This window comes from Bacillus sp. FSL L8-0528 (genome assembly GCF_038593085.1).
In the GTDB taxonomy this organism is placed as follows: Bacteria; Bacillota; Bacilli; order Bacillales; family Bacillaceae; genus Bacillus; species Bacillus paralicheniformis.
In genome coordinates this window covers 250764-270718 of the sequence record NZ_CP151961.1, presented here as the reverse complement: position 1 = coordinate 270718, position 19955 = coordinate 250764, and the positions used below count along the sequence as shown (strand labels likewise).

Here is a 19955-nt window from a genome sequence, read left to right as displayed (position 1 = left end):
TTACTGGGTTACTTTTTTCTCCTTTTGCTTCACTTGCTTCTGATGGGCTCTTGTATGTGCGAGGAAGCGGTCTTCTTCGACTTCGTTTGACTTCTTCACGCCTCCAGGCACAATGTTGGAAGCGGTCCGTTTCAGCCCTGTGTAGTCTTTATGATAAACATAGGAAGCTCTTGTCGAAATCGCGGCACCCGGTTCTGTCACATATGGGACCACGCGGTAATCTGTCCGCCATTCTTCCGGTGTGACCGTACAGCGCACATAGCCGCGGTAATCATTGAAAAACTTTATATGAGGATTGTTCGATAAAATCTTATCTGTATCCGCTCTTTTATCAGCGCCGTTTCCTCCAGATGTAATCGACGTCCCGACGAATTCCACGCCGAAGATGTCCGATTTTGGATTGTCAAAGTCAACGAGCAGATTATTTGCCCAGCTGGCATGCACATCACCGGTGAGGACGACGATGTTGTTCAGTTTTTGAGATTTGATGAAGTCGATCACCCGCTTTCGCTGAGCGGGATATCCGTCCCACGAATCCATGCTGTAAATCGGCGCCGCGCTTGTCCCAAAGTTCCATTGCGCAAAGAAAATCTGCTGTGCGATGATGTTCCAGTGTGCTCCGGAACGACTCAGGTTGTCAAACAGCCAAGCCTCCTGTTCGGCTCCAAGCAGCGTCCGCTTCGGATCATTCGACTCATCAGAAGGAGGCTTATTGCCATCTCCGTTGGCTTGGTCATCGCGATACTGACGGGTATCAAGCACGCTAATGTCCGCCAGATTGCCGTAGGAAAAATTCCGGTACAATTGCATATCAGGACCGTTCGGCAGGGATTTGCGGCGGAGCGGCATATGCTCGTAATAAGCTTGGTATGCGGCGGCGCGCCGTTTAATAAACGCTTCTACTGACTGGCCTTTTTCAGGGATGACATTCGCGTAGTTGTTCTCCACTTCATGGTCGTCCCATGTGACAACCCACGGGAAGGCGGCATGTGCGGCTTTCAAGTTTGCATCTGAACGATATTGGGCATGGCGGTTTCGGTAATCAAGCAGCGACATGATTTCAGGACCGCTGTGTGTTCTGACATTGCCTGTTTTTGAAACATATTCATTCGGACCGTACTCATAAATATAGTCGCCGAGATGAAAAACAAGATCGAGCTTTTCCTTCGCCATATGCTGATAGGCGGTATAATAGCCGTGTTCGTACTGCTGACATGAAGCAAAAGCGAATGTGAATTTAGCCACATCTGCCCCTGCCGCCGGAAGCGTTTTTGTCTTGCCGACGGGGCTCAGCTGGTTGCCGCATTTAAAGCGGTAATAGTACACATGATTCGGTTTCAGTCCGGATACCTCGGCATGTACCGAATGTGCAAGGTGAGGTGTCGCTTTTTCGGTTCCCCGTTTGACGATACGGCGGAAGCGTTCGTCTTCCGCGATCTCCCATTTCACGGATACAGCTTCATTCGGCATCCCGCCCCCGTTTAGCGGATCGGGAGCCAACCTCGTCCACAATACGACGCTGTCAGAAAGCGGATCTCCCGATGCAACGCCAAGTGTAAACGGATATTCGGAGAATGTCGGTGCTGCATTGACTTCCATTGCCCCCATCGATTGCGCGATTGCAAGTCCGAGCGAAAGCCCGGCTATTTTGCCGGCCCCTTGAATAAAACGGCGGCGGTCAAACGTATTGTCCTTGAGGCTTTCCTCGCTCAGCTTTTTCATCCATTCCTCCAGCGGTCCTTCATGTGTCATTCGTATTACCCCTCTCTATACAAATGATTGATCGGGTTCTATTATAGGCAGAGTTTATTAACGAACTGTAAAGTATTGTAAACAAGAGGAGAGGCGCGGTTGATGGTCCATCAAGTCGCACCGCCTGTAGATGTGTCGAATTTTGTCACAATCCAACCCATTCGCCTATGATTTCGACAAAAACCCGGTCCTTTCCCGCAGACCGATTTTCCCGTTTTTCTTCACATGATCTTTAAAGAGAGAAAACAAAAAAAGCCCACACCATTGCCGGACAATGATATGAGCTTGTTCACCAAGTGACTTTATGTAAGATGATGTTTTGACGGAATTCATCGCAATTGTTTTTATTTGCCGTTCATGTTTAAGGCTTTCATGACCACCTTTGTTGCTTCTGCAATAAGCTTATCATCATACTTGGCATCCTTTTTATCCCTGCTGGATAATACTGCAAGAACGACAGGATCTCCTTTTGGCGGCCAAATGATGGCAATGTCATTCCGGGTTCCATATGATGCCGCTCCAGTTTTATCAGCCACTTCCCAACCGTCCGGCACACCGGCACGGATTAAGGCATCTCCAGTGGTATTTCGTTTCATCCAATCGATTAAAAGCTCGCGTTTTTCACTTGGAAGTTTATCTTCAAGAGCAAAAGCTCGAAGGCTTGTGACAAGTGCTCTTGCTGTACTGGTATCCTGAGTTTCACCCGGATTCACTTCATTTAACTCTGGTTCGAATCGTTCGGGATTTGTAACCTCATCACCAATCTTCCTCAGTTCCTTTTTCAAACTTTCAGGTCCGCCAATTTGTTTTAGAATCAGATTCTGTGCGGTATTGTCACTGTATCGAAGCGAAGCATCCGCAAGCTCTTTAAGCGTCATTCCCGTATCAACGTGCTTTTCGGTAATCGGGTTGTAGTTTACAAGATCATCACGTGTATATGTTATTCTCTGGTTCAGATCTTCTATTGATTTCTGTTGTAAAAGCACCCCTACAGTTAAAGCCTTAATCGTCGAAGCAAAAGCAAAACGCTCATCCGGCCGATACGCTACCGTCTGGTTGGTACCTGTATCTAATGCAAAGATCCCGAGTTTTGCATCAAATTGCTCCTCAAGTTTTGCAAAATCATCTTTCATCTCCGTCTTTTCATTCTTCTCGGCAGGTTGCGAGGCATTCGATTGATTGTTAGCGCATCCTGCAAGCGCGACGCAAGAGAAAATCAACACTGCTGCAGCCTTTTTCAGTTTTAAAGTACTGAACGATAATTTCATCAAAATCGTCTCCCTTCGATTGAATATTTGATTGATCGTAACCAGCTGTGCCCATTACACCTAAAACATAGACAAATGAAGCAGTCTTTCCGCCATGCCTGCTGTGTTATGACTTGAATGAACACGAAAGAATAATTGGTACGTACGATCTTTCAGCCGACTCAAACATCAAATCTTACAAATGTAGTCTTTGAAAGTATTACACATGTAAGATTTAAATGCAACCGTTTTTTCGGAACGAATAAAAATCGAAAAGGACATAAATACCGGCGGAATGATGACCTCGTTTCCACCAGGGACAAATGAACGGACGGGAAGTGATGGAATTAAAAATGCAGAAACAGCATGTTCACTCCAGTTAAATTGACTTCTTAAAATGGCAAACCTATAATGAGAGTATTACATTTGTAAGTATAGGATGATTAAAATGAAAAAAATACCTCAAATCTCTGATGCGGAATTAGAAGTGATGAAAGTCATCTGGAAGCATTCTTCGATCAATACCAATGAGGTGATTAAAGAGTTATCCAAAACCAGTGAATGGAGCCCTAAAACCATCCAAACTATGCTGCTGCGCCTCATTAAAAAAGGAGCATTAAACCACCATAAAGAAGGACGGGTTTTCGTTTACACACCAAATATAGACGAAAGTGATTATATAGAGGTGAAGAGTCACAGTTTTTTAAACCGGTTTTACAATGGCACTCTTAATTCGATGGTATTAAACTTTTTGGAGAATGATCAGCTGTCAGGTGAAGAAATTAATGAGTTGTATCAAATATTAGAAGAACATAAGAACAGAAAGAAGGAATGAAATGAGCAGTTCTTTCTTTATTCCCTTTTTAGTTAGTCAAATTCTATTGTCTCTGTTTTTTTCTATCATCATACTCATTAAAAAACTGCTCAAGGCTCAAATCACTGTAGGCACCCACTATCATCTTAGCGTGATTTCTCTTTTAGCTTTGATCGCTCCTTTTATCCCCTTTCATTTTCTAAAAAGCCATCATTTTGACTGGATTCTGAATTTAGGAGGAGCTCAATCGGCATTATCCCAAACCCACTCCACAGACAAGACGACAGAAGCAATCGGCCAACATGTAAACTGGGTGCAGGACTTTTCGATGTCGATTGAACAATCGTCTTTCAAAATGATAGATTCAGCCTTTTTCGCAGTTTGGATATTGGGTATTGCTGTTATGCTTATAGCTACTCTTTATAGCAATCTAAAAATCGGCAAAATAAAAAAGAGCCTGCAAATTGTTAACAGCAAAGAGCTATTAACCCTTTTTCGTACATGTAAAGAGGAAATACGCTTTCATCAAAAAGTCATTTTGGGCAGTTCCCCATTGATAAAATCCCCCATTACATTTGGGGTCATTCGTCCATATATTATCTTGCCAAAAGATATTTCAATGTTTTCTGCCGACGAAATGAAATGTGTTTTGCTTCATGAACTGTACCATTGCAAACGAAAAGATATGCTCATCAACTATTTTCTTTGCCTGTTGAAAATCGTCTATTGGTTTAATCCTCTCGTGTGGTATTTATCAAAGGAAGCGAAAACGGAGATGGAGATTTCTTGCGACTTTGCCGTATTAAAAACGCTTGATAAAAAATTGCACATCAAATATGGCGAGGTGATTTTAAAATTCACTTCACTTAAGCAAAGAACATCGTCTTTGTTAGCCGCTTCTGAATTCAGCAGTTCATACAAACATATCAAAAGACGGATTGTTACAGTTGTCAACTTCCAGACGGCATCACCTTTGCTAAAGGCGAAAAGCGCCTTAGTGTTCACCCTTGTTCTTGGAGCCATATTAGCCGGTACTCCTTCTGTGTCTATATTGGCCATGCAAAAAGAAACACGCTTTTTACCCGGCACCAATGTAGAATACGAAGATTACAGCACCTTTTTTGATAAATTCTCAGCCTCAGGGGGCTTTGTCCTGTTTGATTCTAATAGGAAAAAGTATACAATATACAATAGGAAAGAAAGCACCTCCAGATTCGCACCTGCTTCCACCTACAAGGTGTTTAGCGCATTGCTCGCACTGGAATCCGGGATCATCACGAAGAACGACTCTCACATGACTTGGGACGGGACTCAATATCCGTATAAAGAATGGAATCAAGACCAGGATTTATTCTCTGCGATGAGCAGCTCCGCAACATGGTATTTTCAAAAACTGGACCGGCAAATTGGGGAGGATCATTTACGTCATTATCTCAAATCTATACATTATGGAAATGAGGATTTTTCAGACCCGGCCGATTATTGGCTGGATGGCTCTCTTCAAATTTCCCCACTTGAACAGGTCAATATATTAAAAAAGTTTTATGATAACGAATTTGATTTTAAACAGTCTAATATTCAAACTGTGAAAGATTCGATACGTTTAGAAGAATCAAATGGCAGGGTTTTATCTGGTAAAACCGGAACCTCGGTTATCAACGGGGAACTCCATGCCGGTTGGTTTATCGGGTATGTAGAAGCTGCCGATAATACTTTTTTCTTTGCTGTTCATATTCAAGGTGAAAAACGGGCCGCCGGAAGCTCTGCTGCCGAAATTGCACTTTCCATTTTAGATAAAAAAGGGATTTATCCCTCCGTTTCCCGATAACAGTTTACATTTTATTCTATGAACATGAATGATGCGCAGATCGATGAATGGTTCTTTCACCTTCCTAAATAAAACGGAACTTGGAGGCAAGATCATGGAAACCCTTTATACAGAAAGATTGACTTTGAGAAAAATGGAATTTGAGGATGCAGATGTCCTCTGTCAATACTGGTCAGACCCGGAAGTCACAAAGCATATGAATATCACGCCTTTTACAGACGTCTCACAAGCGCGGGACATGATCCAAATGATCAATGATTTAAGCCTTGAAGGGCAGGCAAACCGCTTTTCGATCGTTGTAAAAGAAACGGATGAAGTCATCGGGACGTGCGGCTTTAATATGATCGACCAGGAAAACGGGAGAGCTGAAATCGGCTATGACTTAGGGAGAAATCATTGGGGAAAAGGCTTTGCTTCCGAAGCTGTTCAAAAGCTGATCGATTACGGCTTTACAAGCTTGAACCTCAACCGAATCGAAGCGAAGGTAGAGCCCGAAAACACGCCTTCAATCAAACTCCTCAACTCGTTATCCTTTCAAAAGGAAGGACTGTTAAGAGATTACGAGAAAGCGAAAGGAAGACTGATTGACGTATACATGTTTTCGCTGCTGAAAAGAGAATACGCTGGGTAACCGGCATGCAGAAGAGCTTCCTCTTAGGTGAGGAAGCTCTTTTTAACCCCTTTTTCCGGCGCTTTCGCTCAACCGCTTGGCTTCCAAAAAGAAAACCTGAATGAATTTCTTCGTGTTGACGCGGGCGGACGGCAAGGCGGCGGCAGAGTCTTTCTGCAGCTCTTTCATTTTTTTGCTGATGACGGTAAAGTCAAAAAAACGGGACGCATAGCTTTCAAATCGCGGATTTGAAAAGTCTGTTAAACCGAGTGATGCGAAATGGTTTAGCGAATGGCTGACCGCCCGCCGTATCCGCTGCTCGGACGCTTTAATCTCCCTGTTGACCTCTACGGGTGAAGCAGCCGGCCCGAGCTTTTGCTCGGCAATCTGATGAAAAATCTGTTTGAGCGGCGGAAAGTCCTTTTCATATAGTGAGGTCTGTTCATCATCAAACAAATACTGAAGGATGGCCAGTAAATCCTGGGATCCGCTCTCCCCGACGATTCCGAGTTCAGAAAGGAGAAATTCACCCGTTTCCTGAATGCTTTTTTCCCTAAAGCCGTTTTTTCGTCCGCCGCCGAGACTCACAAGCCGGTTCAGCGAAGATTGTATATCATGGATCGACCTTTCCAGTTCGATGCGTTCCTTGACTTTTTGAATGACGTTCAAGATTTCAATGCGGTTAATCGGTTTATGTATATAATATTCAATCCCCAAAGAATAGGCTTCACCGATCATTTCCTTCGATTCCACCTGGGAAATCATGATGATCTTCCCTGAGAAAGCGCCATGCAGATGACGAACCGTCTCAATTCCGTCGCGGAGCGGCATTAAAAGATCGACAAATAAAATATCAATTTGCTGCAAATTCAGGACGTGGCCTTCCAAATCGCAGCCGTCTTCCACTTCTCCGGCCACTTCTCCCAAATCTTCGTCTTCAATGATTTGTTTTAAAATCGATCGCACAGCACGGTCATCATCTGCAATAAAAAAACGCACAGGCCTTCACCCTTTCTGAATCAATTGTTGAACCGGAAGTCTGATCGTAAACACAACACCGCTTGCATCACTCCGAAATCGAATGCTCCCCCCGAGCTCCTCGACAGTTTCCTTCACATAAGACAAACCGATTCCGGTTGAAGGGGTTCCGAATTCATCATATTTTGACGTGTATCCCGGCTCAAACACCACATCCCCGACTTTCTCGGGAATGCCAGGTCCGTCATCTTCCACGCGGCATTCCAGCATGTCATCGGCGCGCCTATAGAGGCTGAGGCGGATGGAGCCCTGTTTTTGAATCGCTTCCACCGCATTCGCCATAATATTATTAATCACGGATAATACGGTATACACGTGGTATTTCGGATGTTCTCCGCCTATCGAATAGTGAAAGTCAATGTCTTTTTCGAGCGATTCGGCATACTTTCGATTAATGCCGGTCACAAGCTGGACCAGGTCTTCTGCCGCCATGTAGTCTCTGAAGCTTTCTTTCGAAATTAGTTTTGAAAGTCCGGCGAAAATGCGCTGGTTGTCTTTTTTGACCTCGTGGATTTCACCGGCGAGGCGCAGCACCTTCTGGCTGATCTGCCGGACAGAGGAATTGTTATCGCTCTGTCTATTTAAGAGCCTGTACAGCTGATAGGATTCGTTCGTAATCTCTTCAGTATTCTTCAGCGTCTTTTTCAAATGAACGGTTTCTTCATATAAATTTGAAACGATCATCAGCATGTGCTCATTTTGTTCGCGGATCTGCTTTTCCCGCGATTGCGTTTCATACAGCTTCATGACATTAAAAAAGCTCAGCACAATAAAGCTGTGGGAAAAAGCAATCGCCATCATGTCGCGGATCTTTCCCGGGGTGACGGTAGATTCGAACATCATATATTGAACGGCCAGTTCGGCTCCATCGGCGATCAGTTCGATTCCGAAGCCCAGAAACCCGATGTAGAGCGGGCGAAATTGAAATCGCTTCACTTTTGCCAAGTAGAATAGAAACGCATATGTGAAATAAAAGAAAAAAGTCGGATAATGGTGATAAAAGGATGACAACCAATCGATCTGCCCCGGGCCGAATGCATCAAGCAGCACCCGAAACCCGACGACGGCCGCTCCCGTTAAAAAGCCGGACAGCACAGTCGGGACATTCCGCAGCAGCAGCAAAAAAAAGAAAAAAGTCGGAACGCCGAAGCTGACCCGGAAGGTCTCGTTCAACGGATAAAACTTCAGCTCTCCTGCGAGCGGAACCGTTAACATCATCACTGTTAAGATATAGCCGTCTTTCTTTACAAGCCGGGCCGCCTTTTTCATCACGCTTCCCCAATTTCCACCTATCATGCTGATCCTCCATTAAAAGCGTGTTGCTTTATTTTGACTTTAACCGCACGTTTTCCGCAACTCCCATTTTACCCACAGTCGATTTGATTTTTAAATCAATTGGCTTATTTTTTAATTATTTTTGTCGCTTTTTGTAGGTTTATGTAGGTTCTATTATAAATTGAATGTATATTTTCTCTATTTGAAAACGCTTATATTTTCCCGCAACTCACTCCCTTGTGCAACCCAAACCCCTTTTTCCCAGGAAAGAAAAGGCTTTAAAACAACTTGTGCGGCAAAGGCTTATACCCCTTTGCCTTCTGCCGCCATGCCCAAATCACCGCTTTTTAGAGCCTCGTATTTTTTCAGCAAACCTGCAAGCTTTAACAGGTCAGATTGGAGGAAATTCGATGAATGAAGTATTGGAAGAACGCTATGACGCCCGCTTCTGGCAATCCCGCCTTGAAGATTTGGTCGAACATTACCGTCCTTTTTCCGCAAGCGGACGCAACGCCGAATACATTCCCGCTTTAGGAAAAATCGACTCTAACCAGCTCGGCATCTGTGTGATCGGTTCTGATCAAACGGTGATCAAAGCAGGAACTTGGGACGTATCATTCACACTCCAGAGCATCTCAAAGGTGATCAGCTTTATCGCAGCGTGTTTGACGAAAGGGATTTCTTACGTATTAGACCGTGTTGATGTAGAACCGACGGGAGACGCGTTCAATTCAATCATCCGCCTTGAAATGCACAAGCCGGGAAAGCCGTTTAACCCGATGATCAACGCCGGAGCGCTGACCGTTGCGTCGATCCTACCCGGTGAATCGGCACTGGAAAAAATGGAGTCGCTTCATGAAGTCATTGAAAAAATGATTGGAAAACGGCTTGAAATCAATGAGGAAGTATTTCGGTCAGAGTGGCAAACCGCCCATCGGAACAGAGCATTGGCCCATTATTTAAAGGAAACCGGCTTTCTCGAAGCAAACGTGGAAGAAACGCTTGAAGTCTATCTGAAGCAATGCTCCATGGAAGGAAGCACTGAAGACATCGCCTTGATCGGCATGATTCTCGCAAATGACGGATATCACCCTCTCCGCCAGGAGCAGGTGATCCCGAAGGATGTTGCCAGGCTGACAAAAGCTTTAATGCTGACATGCGGAATGTACAATGCTTCAGGAAAATTCGCGGCCTTTGTCGGCATTCCGGCAAAAAGCGGCGTCTCCGGCGGAATCATGTGCGCGGTGCCCGCCAGCATGAAAAGGGAACAGCCTTTTCAGCATGGATGCGGCATCGGCATCTACGGTCCGGCGATTGACGATTACGGCAACAGCATGACGGGCGGAATGCTTTTGAAACAATTGGCACAGGAGTGGGATCTGAGTATTTTTTGAAGATAATGAATTAAGAGGTGAGAACATGCAGGAAGTTCTTCAGTATGTCATTGGAATTATAAACGATTTTCTTTGGTCAAAACTATTAATCGTGCTGCTTCTGTCGGTCGGAGTATACTTTACGTTCAGATTGAAATTTTTGCAGGTTCGGATGCTGAAAGAGATGGTCCGCGTTTTAAAGGAAGGCGCGGCAAACCGTTCCAAAAACGATATATCGCCATTCCAGGCGTTTTGCATCAGCATGGCGGCCCGGGTCGGCACCGGAAATATTACGGGAATCGCGATTGCGATTGCACTCGGCGGCCCCGGAGCGATCTTCTGGATGTGGATCATTGCTATTATCGGCTCAGCTTCAAGCTTTGTCGAAAGCACGCTGGCGCAAATTTATAAAGTGAAAGATGTAAACGGATTCCGCGGCGGCCCCGCCTACTACATGGAAAAAGGGCTGAAAAAACGCTGGATGGGCGCCCTGTTTGCGGTTTTAATCACCCTGTCATTCGGGATCGTGTTCAACTCCGTTCAATCGAATACGATCAGCGTCGCGTTCAATAATGCATTTGGAACGGACCGTTTCATGCTCGGCGTCATTTTGATCACTGTTTTTGGAACGATCATTTTCGGCGGCGTGAAGCGGATTGCGAAGCTGTCCGAATATATCGTCATGTTTTTAGCTGTTCTCTATATCGGCGTCGCTTTTTTCGTCATTTTGACAAACATTTCGCAGCTGCCCGACGTTTTTGCACTGATCGTGAAAAATGCGTTCGGATTTGAGCAGGCAGCGGGCGGAGCATTAGGCGCGGCACTGATGCACGGGATCAAACGCGGAATTTTCTCAAACGAAGCGGGTATGGGAAGCGCGCCAAATGCTGCTGCAACGGCAACGACAAGCCATCCCGTCAAGCAGGGGCTGATCCAGGCGTTCGGCGTATTAACGGACACATTAATCATTTGTACGAGCACCGCCCTGATCATTTTGTTCTCTGATGCTTATAAGCAGCCGGGACTGAGCGGAATTCCGCTGACGCAAGCCGCTCTGAGCGAACACGTCGGACCGTGGGCGTCGGGATTTCTTGCAATTTTAATCCTGTTATTCGGTTTCTGCGCGCTGATCGGAAACTATTACTACGGAGAGACAAACATCGGTTTCTTAAACAAAAGCAAAGCAGTCTTATTACTATACAGAATCGGTGTGCTCGGAATGGTGATCTTCGGCTGTGTTGCAAAAGTACAGCTTGTCTGGGATATGGCCGACCTGTTCATGGGCTTGATGGTCATCGTCAATTTAATCGCGATCTTCCTGCTGTCAAAAGTGGCATTTGCCGCCTTGAAAGACTATGTGAAACAGCGAAAAGCGGGCAAAGATCCGGTCTTTTATAAAGATGTTCTTGAAAACCATGAAGGCGTCGAATGCTGGGAACGCTCCGGCACCGAACAAAAAGCCGAAAGCAAAAATGCGATATAACACAAGCCGCCGGGTACGGCGGCTTTTTTCGTTCATTTTAAACCGCCCAAAATAATAAAACGTTTAACCTCTTGTATCCGTCATGTCTCCGAAGTTTACTTAAATCTGCTTTGGCAGAAACGGGGTTCAGTCATGAATATGAAAAGAAGCCGTATCCGCCGGCTTGCGCTGATATTCGCAGCGATGGCGGCGGGGCTTGCTTCAAGAAAGACGGCCGATATGCTGCCGGACATCGTGAATGCCTATTTAGGGGATGCGCTGTGGGCGCTGATGATTTTCTTCGGCGCAGGCTTTCTGTTCAAAAACACGAAGACAGCTTCAGTGGCGCTGATTGCGCTGGCGTTTTGTATTTTAATCGAATGCAGCCAGCTGTATCACGCTCCATGGATTGACGATATCAGAGCCGTTCCGCTCGGCGGACTCATTCTCGGTTATGGATTTTTGTGGAGCGATTTATTGGCTTATATGCTCGGCGTTTCCGCAGGCGCCGCGGGCGAAATGCTGTTCTGCAAACGAAAAAGACAGCCGTAACGCTGTCTGTTGAGGAATATTTACGCACTTTGATTTTGAGTCTTTTTGCGGTTTAAAACAAACATAGCAAGTCCGATAATAAGAAGGATGGGTCCAATGAGTAAAGCACGGTACAGGCCGTTATTTCCTGTATTCGGCAGCGGGTTGCCTCCTGTTTTTTGACATGTCCAATGTCTCTATCCTTTTTGGCAGGAGGAGCTGCGGTATTTGTCTCTTCCTTATGATTTTCTACCGCATGCTTTACGATTTGCCCATCTTTTTTGAGTTTCAAATTCGAACGTCTCTTCATTTAAAATAGATCCCTTCGGGGCAATCGTTTCCTTGTGTGCCAAAGCGAGCGATCCCGTTTTCATCGGTTTTTCTCCTTGCAATTTCTGCGCATTTTTCGTTATGACTGTGGCAATAATAAAAAGCCGGCAGCAGAAGAGAAGCATTCAGATGCGCCGCTAATATTATTCGTTAAGCTGTATGATAACGGTTACTAATGCAGCCAACATCAAAAGAATGATAATGGCGAAATAAGTCCAAAGGATGGCAGTAAAGGGGTTGAGCGGCCTTTTTGTACTCTCATTCCAATTTACGTTTTTACGGTTGTTGAATTTGAGCTGTGCCAGCTGAAATATATTTAAAAACACAGATATAACTAATGCAACTGCCAAAGATAGGTTCAAAGTTTCAACCTCCCTTAAAATAGAGCTCTGGCGAGGAGTCAGCCAGGGCAAGCTGACCGCGAATTTCCTTTGTTTTTTCAGAGATGAAAATGGTAATCGTCTTGAACGCTTCCTAAAACCTATTCCATTGCTTTATTAGCCGTTATCTCCCCATATCCTCTTTTTTAGTTTCAGACCGCCGCCCATAAATATTATCCCGTTTTTTAGACAGACTACCTGAATAAAGGAGGCAGGTCATATGAAATTAAGCAACAAACTCATCCTCGGGTTAACGGTTTCGTCACTCGCCGGGAAGTTTCTTGAAAAGCTGCTGATCCAAGACAATGTCAGCCCCAATATTACCGCGTCATTTAATCAAGAAGCAGATATTCCGGATATTGATGCGTCCTCATACATCCATCATTTCGCCTCGGTCATCGGCAGTGTGGTCATCGGACGCAACGTTTTCATCGGGCCCTTCTCTTCGATCAGAGGAGACACGGGATTAAAAATCTTCATCAGCCATGATTGCAATATCCAGGACGGTGTTGTTTTGCACGGTATGAAAAACTATGAATACAACAACCCTGTTACTGAACATTCCGTTTTTAAGGATCGTGAATCGTATTCCATTTACATAGGCGAGAAAGTATCACTCGCCCCGCAATGTCAAATTCACGGCCCCGTACGAATAGACAACAATGTTTTTGTCGGAATGCAAAGCCTTGTTTTTGATGCCTATATCCAAGAGAATACGGTGATCGAACCGGGAGCAAAAGTAATCGGTGTTACAATTCCCCCAAAACGGTTTGTTTCGGCGGGTCGTGTGATTTCAAACCAGGAGGATGCCAACCGGCTTCCTGAAATAAGCGATTCTTATCCATATCATGACCTCAACTCGAAAATGACGGCCGTCAACCTTGAATTGGCAAAAGGCTACAAAAAGGAAGAAAGAAAATGGAAACTGTGAAAGAAATTTTGGTTGTCTACGGGCGAATCTTCACCATCCTCCCGCTTTTATTAATTGTCACACTGTTTATGGGAAAACGCTCAATCGGGGAAATGCCTGTGTTTGATTTTTTAATTATTATTACATTGGGAGCCGTCGTCGGAGCGGACATAGCCGATCCGAGGATTGAACATTTGCATACCGCCGCTGCGGTGGCTGCGATTGCACTATTGCAGAGGATCGCTTCAAAAATCATGATCAAAAACAGAAAGCTGGGACGTCTGATTACATTTGAACCGACCATCGTCATCAAAAATGGAACGTTTATTGTTGGCAATTTGAAACGAATCAAATATTCGGTGGATAATATTCTGCAGATGCTTCGTGAAAAAGATGTTTTCAATGTCAGCGACGTAGAAATGGCGTTTGTAGAGGCGAACGGAAATTTAACGGTATACAAAAAGCCAAATAAAATGGAAGTCACGGCTGAAGATATGGGAATTCAAAAAAGCAGCGGCAAATTTTCATATCCGGTCATCGTTGAAGGGAAAGTGTACACATCTGTCCTTCACCAATTGAATGTAACGGAAAGCTGGCTCAAAAACCAGCTGAAAAAGAAAGGGCTTGAACGAATGGATGAAATCTTTTTCGCTTCGGTTAATCAAAACCATGAACTGCATGTTTCGCTTGATAATGAAACGGCGAAAATTGAGCCGGAGCTTTTGCATTAAAAGCTCCGACGGATTTTTTTCATCGGCCGTTTTCGGGACAGAAATCGTTGTGAATCATGTAATATTCGAACACCTGCTGCAGCCACTCTTCCTCTTCTTTTGTAAAAGGTGAAGAAAACTTCTCTGCCAGCTGCTGCGATTCGATTGTCTCCATCTGTCCTAAAGCCGACAGCACGTCCTCTCCGACAAATTCCAAACTCGTCTTCATATATCGGTCCGCCATTTTCTGCACTTCGGGGTCATCAACCGGTTTTCCCATGAGCCGCTTGGCTTCTTTAGATAAACGAACATACTCTTGATCCAATTTGGCCATCTCATCTTCTGATTTGCCGAATACATCATCGGCAAAACGTTTGGACACCTGCTGTTCAAGCCATATGCGCTGCTCCTTCTCAGTCTGGATGCTGTTCAGCAGGCTCATGAAAACAGAACTGTCGATTTCCTCTTCCTCCTCCAGAAGACCGATTGTCCTGTTGATCGCTTTCAGCCCTGTTTCAATATGCTCCTTTTTCTCCTCCAGCACCTTTTTCTGCTCCTGCAGCGCCTCAATCAGACCGGCATCGAAGCATGCATCCTTCATGAAAGCGCGAATTTGTTCAAGACTGTACCCCAGAAACTTAAAACATGTGATTTTCTGCAAATCTCTCGCATCTCTGTCTGTGTAGAAACGGCGGCCTGTTTCCGGCTGTTTTTCAGGCTTCAACAGGCCGATTTCATCGTAATAATGGAGCGTCCGAATGGATGTCCCTGTCATTTCTGAAAAAACACCGATTGAATAATACCCATCTTTTCCCATGAATTTCCCCTCCAACTGACGATTTATACACATCATAAAGCCTCACGCTGCTGGAGGTGCAAGCTTATTTTTCGCAGATTCGAGATTTTCCCCAAAAGGTACGGAACAATCAACTCCAGTTTTTAATCCGGCGGAGTCTCCCCGATCAAGTTCTGCAAGTCTTTTTTTACATCCCCAGCAGCCGTTCCGATCACAATCTGGATATGATGCCGGTCAATTTTGACCACACCGTGCGCTCCTAATTGCTTTAATTGCGCTTCATCCGCCAAGGATGTGTCTTTTAATTTCATTCGCAAACGGGTTATACAGTTTTCGCAAGTCACGACATTCTCACGGCCGCCGATATGCTTAAGTATGCCTGCAGCCATAGACTGATGCAGCCGGTTTCCTTCAGGCGTTTCCTGTTCCCTTCCGATCACCGGAACGTTTCGCTTTATAATCACAAAGTAAAATGTAACATAATAGAGAGCAAAAAAGGCAAGGCCGACCGGTATGATCCATAATCCGCCGTCTGATAAATTAAGATTCAGCAAATAATCGATGGCGCCCGCTCCCCATGAGAAGCCGTGACGAATCCCCAGCAAACAGAGCACCGCTCCGGCAAGTCCCGTATAGACCGAGTGAAGAAAGTACAATAAAGGCGAAGTAAATAAAAACGTGAATTCAACCGGTTCCGTAATCCCGGTGATCAGCGATGTGGCTGCTCCGGAAGACATGAGCGCTTTCGTTTCTTTTTTTCTCGTTCTGGCTGCATGCGCGATTGCCAAAGCGATCGCCGGAATGCCAAACATCATCGTGATAAAAAAGCCGCCGAGAAAGTAGCCGGCTGTCGGGTCTCCATTCAAAAACCGCGTAATTTCCCCTGTCACCGCTTCTCCGGATGCCGCCTCATAGCGCCCAAGCCCAAAATAAATATACGTATTCATGACATGGTGAAGGCCGAACGGCAGCAAAAACCGATTCAGAAATCCGAACACAAACACCCCGAAAGCGCCAAGATCTACAAGCGACTGGCTAAAAGTGTCGATCGCCGCTTCTGCATAAGGCCAGACGACCGAAAAAAAGCCGGCCACCGGAATCGTCACCAATACGATCATCGTAATCGGAAACTTCTCTCCGCCAAAAAATGAAAACATGCTTGGCAGTTTCGTATGTTGAAACCGGTTATAAATGAAAGCCGCCATCAGGCCGGCGAGCACCCCGCCGAAGACGCTCATATCAAGGTCGGGATTCAGGATGCCGAGCCCCTCTTTTAATACGGTAATCGCCAAATATCCTGTCAGCGCAGGAATCCCTTTATCTTTTGAACGGGCAAAGCCCATGGCGATGCCGATCGCGATCAGGACATCCATATTGTTCAATATCACACCTGACGCTTGAAAAAGCGGTATATTCAGCATATCTTCCGCAGAAAGCCGCAGCAGCAGGCCGGCGATCGGAAGAACGGTAATCGGAATCAGCAAAGACTTTCCCAGCAGCTGAAGAATATGTTTCATTCCGGCATTCTCCTTATGTCAAATTCCTAAATGATACGAGCTGGACATCAGTAAGCTTATTCAAACGGATGACAACGTCCGGATCGGTTAAAAATTCAAGTTCATCCACTCTCGGATAAGTATAAGAAGAATTCGTCAAAAGCTCCTTATCGAGGTATGCCGGGTGGGTCATGACCTCCACGGTATCATGCTCTTCAAACAGTTCAGAGACGGCTTCTTCGTCCTTTAAAGCCGCTTCGAGGACAGGTGAAAAAGAGTCTGTTGTTTTCACTCCTTTTTCCGTGATCATGGCACTCTCCATATTGCGTCTGACAGGCAGGCTATACTCTTTGGCGAGCGTCAAAAATGCGTCTGAGATGTCTGGATAAGCGTTGATGTGATGGTGGCTGTCCACATGATCGGGTTCCAAGCCCATGTTGATGCATGTTTCAATCTGCGCTTTCCACTCGCGGTATACTTCATCAGTATCAATTGTAAAAGCACCTTGGTAAAATGCGAGATTGCGAAAATTCCCCTTTGCATCGACGATCGTCCGGTGGTCAGACAAAAGCGGCCTTCCGCAGGTCAGCACCAAATGTACGCCGATCCCAAGTCCGGGCGATTCGCGAGCCAGCCGGGCCGCGTGACCTGTGCCCGGCATATTTGTCATGAACGTCGCTGATGTTAAAATCCCCAGCTTATAGGCATCAATAATTCCGTAGTTCACGCCTCTTGAATATCCAAAATCATCAGCATTGATAATCAGTTTTTTCATCCATCTGATACCCCTTATCTGTTTTTTTAAAAAAAATATGCGGCGGCGGACGGTTTTACCCTAAATAGAAAACGACAAAAGCTACTAGTAAAAATTGATTTTTGGTAGATTGACAAAAGCTACTGAAGTCTTTTAAACTATTTTTCATATATTTTTAAAAACTCTAAAAAAGGAGGCCGGGGTCTCAAACGACAGATCCTCAACAATGAGATGACAAATCCGATCCAATCGATTTTAGAACAATTTCCTATCATCACACTTGACGGCGCGATGGCCACCGAGCTTGAACGGTACGGCTGTGATTTGAACGACAGCCTGTGGTCTGCGAAAATGCTCATCGAAAACCCCGAGCTTATCAAACAAGTGCATCTGGATTATTTCCATGCGGGCGCCGATTGCGCGATTACAGCCAGCTATCAGTCGACGGTTGAGGGTTTCACAAAACGCGGCCTCAGTGAACAAGAAGCGCTCCACCTCATCCGGGAGTCTGTACGTCTTGCTGTAGTAGCACGCGATGAATTTTGGGCAGTGCCGGAAAACCGCGAAGGCCGGCCTAAACCGTTTGTAGCCGCTTCAGTAGGCCCTTACGGCGCTTTTTTAGCGGATGGTTCCGAATATCGGGGGGATTATGACGTCACAGAAGACGAATTGGCCGATTTTCACAGGCGGCGAATGGGCGCTTTAATCGAAGCGGGCGCCGATATTTTGGCCTGTGAAACAATACCGTGCCTTTCAGAAGCAAAAGCAATCGTTCATTTATTGAAAGAATTCCCTGACACACATGCGTGGATCAGTTTCAGCGCTAAAGACGGACGCCATATCAGCGACGGCACGAAAGCCGGCGAATGCGCGAAATGGCTCGATCAGCATGACCAGGTTGCGGCAGTTGGCGTAAACTGTACGCGGCTGGAGTATGTCTCTTCGCTCATCGGCGGCATCAAAAAGCATACAGCTAAACCGATTATCGTCTATCCGAATTCCGGTGAACAGTATGATCCGGAGACAAAAACATGGCATGGTGCGGCATGCAAAGCTTCCTTCGGAGAAAGCGCCCGCAGCTGGTACAACCAAGGGGCGAAGCTGATCGGCGGCTGCTGCAGAACAACACCTGAAGACATAAAAGCCGTCGCCGACTGGGCGAGAAAGCTGGAGGTATGATGGAACAGTCAAACAGCAATCGTCAGAACTTTCAAAGAAAAATGCAAACGAGACACCTGATCATGCTCTCCTTGGGAGGCGTTATCGGCACGGGTCTTTTCTTAAGTTCCGGTTATACGATCTCACAGGCGGGTCCTGCCGGAACGATTTTAGCCTACTTAGTCGGGGCTCTGATCGTTTACCTTGTCATGCTCTGCCTCGGCGAATTAGCGGTCGCCATGCCTGTCACCGGATCGTTTCATATGTACGCCTCCAAATTCATCGGGCCGGGGACCGGATTCACCGTCGCCTGGCTTTACTGGCTGACCTGGGCTGTCGCGCTGGGTTCGGAATTTACCGCTGCCGGGTTATTAATGCAGCGCTGGTTCCCCGATACTTCGGTGTGGATGTGGAGCGCGGTTTTCGCTGCACTGATTTTCGTGTTCAATGCTGTCTCAGTGAGATTTTTTGCCGAATCTGAATTTTGGTTTTCGAGCATTAAAGTGCTTGCCATTATATTGTTTATTATTTTAGGGGGAGCGGCGATATTCGGCATTATCCCGATACAAAATACAGACTCCGCACCGCTTCTTTCAAACTTTGCAGGAGAAGGCGGGCTCTTTCCGAACGGTTTCCTTCCAATTTTTATGGCGATGCTCTCCGTGAATTTTGCGTTTTCGGGTACGGAGCTGATCGGGATTGCCGCCGGAGAAAGCGCCGAACCGGAAAAGAACATTCCAAAAGCGATCAAGACAACACTCTGGAGACTGGTGCTTTTCTTCATCGGAACGATTTTCGTGCTCTCATGCCTCATTCCGGTCAAAGAAGCCGGTGTGATCAAAAGCCCGTTCGTCGTCGTTTTTGACCGTATCGGTGTTCCATACGCGGCCGATATTATGAATTTTGTAATTCTGACGGCTCTGCTTTCCGCGGCCAACTCAGGCTTATATGCTTGCTCCCGGATGCTCTGGTCACTGTCAAAAGAAAAAACATTACACCCCGTTTTTCAAAAGCTGACTTCACGGGGAATCCCGTTGAACGCGCTGATTTTCAGCATGATCGGCGGCATTCTGTCGCTGCTCTCCAGCGTTTTTGCGCCTGATTCCGTCTATATTGTTCTTGTATCGATTTCAGGCTTTGCCGTTGTTGCCGTCTGGATGAGCATTGCAGCCTCGCAGTTCATGTTCCGCAGACGCTTTTTGGCTGAAGGAAACACCGCAGACGGCTTAAAATACCGGACACCGTTTTATCCGGCAGTACCGATTGCCGCTTTTTTATTATGTCTGGCATCATGCATCGGCATTGCCTTTGATCCGAACCAAAGAATAGCCCTTTTTTGCGGCGTTCCATTTATGGCGTTATGCTATATCATCTACTATGCAAGAAACAGAAAGAATAGCGGAAAAACGTCTGAGCCCGTTAAAAAAGCAAGTTTGCATGTTTCATTTTCTGAATACGAGGAAAAGAAAAACTAAAATCCCGTATAAAGGA

The 19955-nt window shown here is 45.8% G+C and carries 18 protein-coding genes; 10 read left to right on the top strand and 8 right to left on the bottom strand.

Annotated features, from left to right (window positions below; genetic code table 11):
- Together MHI30_RS01480 and blaP are read right to left on the bottom strand one after the other, a co-directional pair.
- The gene (locus MHI30_RS01480; RefSeq protein ID WP_075753651.1) at positions 1-1752 is read right to left on the bottom strand and encodes an alkaline phosphatase; all 1752 of its coding nucleotides are present in this window, start codon (positions 1750-1752) and stop codon (positions 1-3) included.
- 344 nt (positions 1753-2096) lie between these two features.
- Entirely contained in the window at positions 2097-3020 is a 924-nt protein-coding gene (gene blaP, locus MHI30_RS01475) for a class A beta-lactamase BlaP (RefSeq protein ID WP_075753649.1), read from the bottom strand.
- A 427-nt stretch (positions 3021-3447) separates the two neighbouring features.
- Between blaP and MHI30_RS01470 the strand changes: the two genes are divergently transcribed.
- From MHI30_RS01470 to MHI30_RS01460, 3 genes are all read left to right on the top strand, one after another.
- Positions 3448-3834 (top strand): BlaI/MecI/CopY family transcriptional regulator, encoded by a 387-nt coding sequence (locus MHI30_RS01470; protein WP_075753647.1) that lies wholly within the window; start codon positions 3448-3450, stop codon positions 3832-3834.
- Position 3835: 1 nt separating this feature from the next.
- Entirely contained in the window at positions 3836-5641 is a 1806-nt protein-coding gene (locus tag MHI30_RS01465) for a BlaR1 family beta-lactam sensor/signal transducer (protein ID WP_075753645.1), read from the top strand.
- A gap of 94 nt (positions 5642-5735) precedes the next feature.
- Positions 5736-6272 carry a GNAT family protein gene (locus MHI30_RS01460; protein ID WP_075753643.1) on the top strand — a complete coding sequence of 179 codons (537 nt, stop codon included), beginning with the start codon at positions 5736-5738 and terminating at the stop codon, positions 6270-6272.
- A 42-nt stretch (positions 6273-6314) separates the two neighbouring features.
- Here the strand turns inward: MHI30_RS01460 and MHI30_RS01455 are convergent, their stop codons facing one another.
- Both MHI30_RS01455 and MHI30_RS01450 read right to left on the bottom strand, forming a co-directional pair.
- The gene (locus MHI30_RS01455) at positions 6315-7250 is read right to left on the bottom strand and encodes a response regulator (protein WP_075753641.1); all 936 of its coding nucleotides are present in this window, start codon (positions 7248-7250) and stop codon (positions 6315-6317) included.
- Positions 7251-7256: 6 nt separating this feature from the next.
- Positions 7257-8585 carry a sensor histidine kinase gene (locus MHI30_RS01450; RefSeq protein WP_075753639.1) on the bottom strand — a complete coding sequence of 443 codons (1329 nt, stop codon included), beginning with the start codon at positions 8583-8585 and terminating at the stop codon, positions 7257-7259.
- Positions 8586-8974: 389 nt separating this feature from the next.
- Here MHI30_RS01450 and MHI30_RS01445 point away from each other — a divergent pair, with 389 nt between their 5' ends.
- The 3 genes from MHI30_RS01445 (at position 8975) to MHI30_RS01435 (ending at position 11951) form a co-directional block, all read left to right on the top strand.
- On the top strand, positions 8975-9958 hold the full coding sequence (locus tag MHI30_RS01445) for a glutaminase (RefSeq protein WP_075753637.1): 984 nt from the start codon (positions 8975-8977) through the stop codon (positions 9956-9958).
- A gap of 25 nt (positions 9959-9983) precedes the next feature.
- The gene (locus MHI30_RS01440) at positions 9984-11420 is read left to right on the top strand and encodes an alanine/glycine:cation symporter family protein (RefSeq protein WP_075753635.1); all 1437 of its coding nucleotides are present in this window, start codon (positions 9984-9986) and stop codon (positions 11418-11420) included.
- A gap of 132 nt (positions 11421-11552) precedes the next feature.
- Positions 11553-11951: a DUF2809 domain-containing protein gene (locus MHI30_RS01435; RefSeq protein WP_075753633.1), complete on the top strand. Its 399-nt coding sequence runs from the start codon at positions 11553-11555 to the stop codon at positions 11949-11951.
- Positions 11952-12403: 452 nt separating this feature from the next.
- Here the strand turns inward: MHI30_RS01435 and MHI30_RS01430 are convergent, their stop codons facing one another.
- Positions 12404-12622 (bottom strand): hypothetical protein, encoded by a 219-nt coding sequence (locus MHI30_RS01430; protein ID WP_075753629.1) that lies wholly within the window; start codon positions 12620-12622, stop codon positions 12404-12406.
- A 238-nt stretch (positions 12623-12860) separates the two neighbouring features.
- Here MHI30_RS01430 and MHI30_RS01425 point away from each other — a divergent pair, with 238 nt between their 5' ends.
- Positions 12861-13571, top strand: coding sequence for a carbonic anhydrase (locus MHI30_RS01425; RefSeq protein ID WP_075753627.1), 711 nt, complete (start codon positions 12861-12863; stop codon positions 13569-13571).
- Positions 13559-14281: a DUF421 domain-containing protein gene (locus MHI30_RS01420; protein WP_075753625.1), complete on the top strand. Its 723-nt coding sequence runs from the start codon at positions 13559-13561 to the stop codon at positions 14279-14281. The genes MHI30_RS01425 and MHI30_RS01420 overlap by 13 nt, the downstream gene beginning before the upstream one ends.
- A 19-nt stretch (positions 14282-14300) precedes the next feature.
- On the opposite strand, the gene MHI30_RS01415 is transcribed toward MHI30_RS01420, so the two are convergent.
- The 3 genes from MHI30_RS01415 to chbG all read right to left on the bottom strand — a co-directional run bounded on the left by MHI30_RS01415 (position 14301) and on the right by chbG (position 17327).
- The gene (locus MHI30_RS01415; protein ID WP_075753623.1) at positions 14301-15077 is read right to left on the bottom strand and encodes a MerR family transcriptional regulator; all 777 of its coding nucleotides are present in this window, start codon (positions 15075-15077) and stop codon (positions 14301-14303) included.
- A 122-nt stretch (positions 15078-15199) separates the two neighbouring features.
- On the bottom strand, positions 15200-16573 hold the full coding sequence (locus MHI30_RS01410) for a PTS transporter subunit EIIC (RefSeq protein WP_075753621.1): 1374 nt from the start codon (positions 16571-16573) through the stop codon (positions 15200-15202).
- Positions 16574-16586: 13 nt separating this feature from the next.
- Positions 16587-17327: a chitin disaccharide deacetylase gene (gene chbG / locus MHI30_RS01405; protein WP_075753619.1), complete on the bottom strand. Its 741-nt coding sequence runs from the start codon at positions 17325-17327 to the stop codon at positions 16587-16589.
- A 210-nt stretch (positions 17328-17537) separates the two neighbouring features.
- Here chbG and mmuM point away from each other — a divergent pair, with 210 nt between their 5' ends.
- Positions 17538-18485, top strand: a complete 948-nt coding sequence (gene mmuM / locus MHI30_RS01400; RefSeq protein WP_075753617.1) for a homocysteine S-methyltransferase — start codon at positions 17538-17540, stop codon at positions 18483-18485.
- Complete coding sequence (gene mmuP, locus MHI30_RS01395; protein ID WP_075753615.1) at positions 18485-19939, top strand: S-methylmethionine permease; 1455 nt, start codon at positions 18485-18487, stop codon at positions 19937-19939. The genes mmuM and mmuP overlap by 1 nt, the downstream gene beginning before the upstream one ends.
- The last annotated feature ends 16 nt before the right edge of the window (positions 19940-19955 follow it).

Excerpts from the sequence above, each read along its gene's own strand:
- chbG (WP_075753619.1), bottom strand. The coding sequence starts at position 17,327 with ATGAAAAAACTGATTATCAATGCTGATGATTTTGGATATTCAAGAGGC.
- MHI30_RS01440 (WP_075753635.1), top strand. The coding sequence starts at position 9,984 with ATGCAGGAAGTTCTTCAGTATGTCATTGGAATTATAAACGATTTTCTT.
- blaP (WP_075753649.1), bottom strand. The coding sequence starts at position 3,020 with ATGAAATTATCGTTCAGTACTTTAAAACTGAAAAAGGCTGCAGCAGTG.
- MHI30_RS01465 (WP_075753645.1), top strand. The coding sequence starts at position 3,836 with ATGAGCAGTTCTTTCTTTATTCCCTTTTTAGTTAGTCAAATTCTATTG.
- mmuP (WP_075753615.1), top strand. The coding sequence starts at position 18,485 with ATGGAACAGTCAAACAGCAATCGTCAGAACTTTCAAAGAAAAATGCAA.
- MHI30_RS01410 (WP_075753621.1), bottom strand. The coding sequence starts at position 16,573 with ATGAAACATATTCTTCAGCTGCTGGGAAAGTCTTTGCTGATTCCGATT.
- MHI30_RS01480 (WP_075753651.1), bottom strand. The coding sequence starts at position 1,752 with ATGACACATGAAGGACCGCTGGAGGAATGGATGAAAAAGCTGAGCGAG.
- MHI30_RS01470 (WP_075753647.1), top strand. The coding sequence starts at position 3,448 with ATGAAAAAAATACCTCAAATCTCTGATGCGGAATTAGAAGTGATGAAA.
- MHI30_RS01450 (WP_075753639.1), bottom strand. The coding sequence starts at position 8,585 with ATGATAGGTGGAAATTGGGGAAGCGTGATGAAAAAGGCGGCCCGGCTT.
- mmuM (WP_075753617.1), top strand. The coding sequence starts at position 17,538 with ATGACAAATCCGATCCAATCGATTTTAGAACAATTTCCTATCATCACA.
- MHI30_RS01425 (WP_075753627.1), top strand. The coding sequence starts at position 12,861 with ATGAAATTAAGCAACAAACTCATCCTCGGGTTAACGGTTTCGTCACTC.
- MHI30_RS01460 (WP_075753643.1), top strand. The coding sequence starts at position 5,736 with ATGGAAACCCTTTATACAGAAAGATTGACTTTGAGAAAAATGGAATTT.
- MHI30_RS01435 (WP_075753633.1), top strand. The coding sequence starts at position 11,553 with ATGAATATGAAAAGAAGCCGTATCCGCCGGCTTGCGCTGATATTCGCA.
- MHI30_RS01445 (WP_075753637.1), top strand. The coding sequence starts at position 8,975 with ATGAATGAAGTATTGGAAGAACGCTATGACGCCCGCTTCTGGCAATCC.
- MHI30_RS01420 (WP_075753625.1), top strand. The coding sequence starts at position 13,559 with ATGGAAACTGTGAAAGAAATTTTGGTTGTCTACGGGCGAATCTTCACC.
- MHI30_RS01415 (WP_075753623.1), bottom strand. The coding sequence starts at position 15,077 with ATGGGAAAAGATGGGTATTATTCAATCGGTGTTTTTTCAGAAATGACA.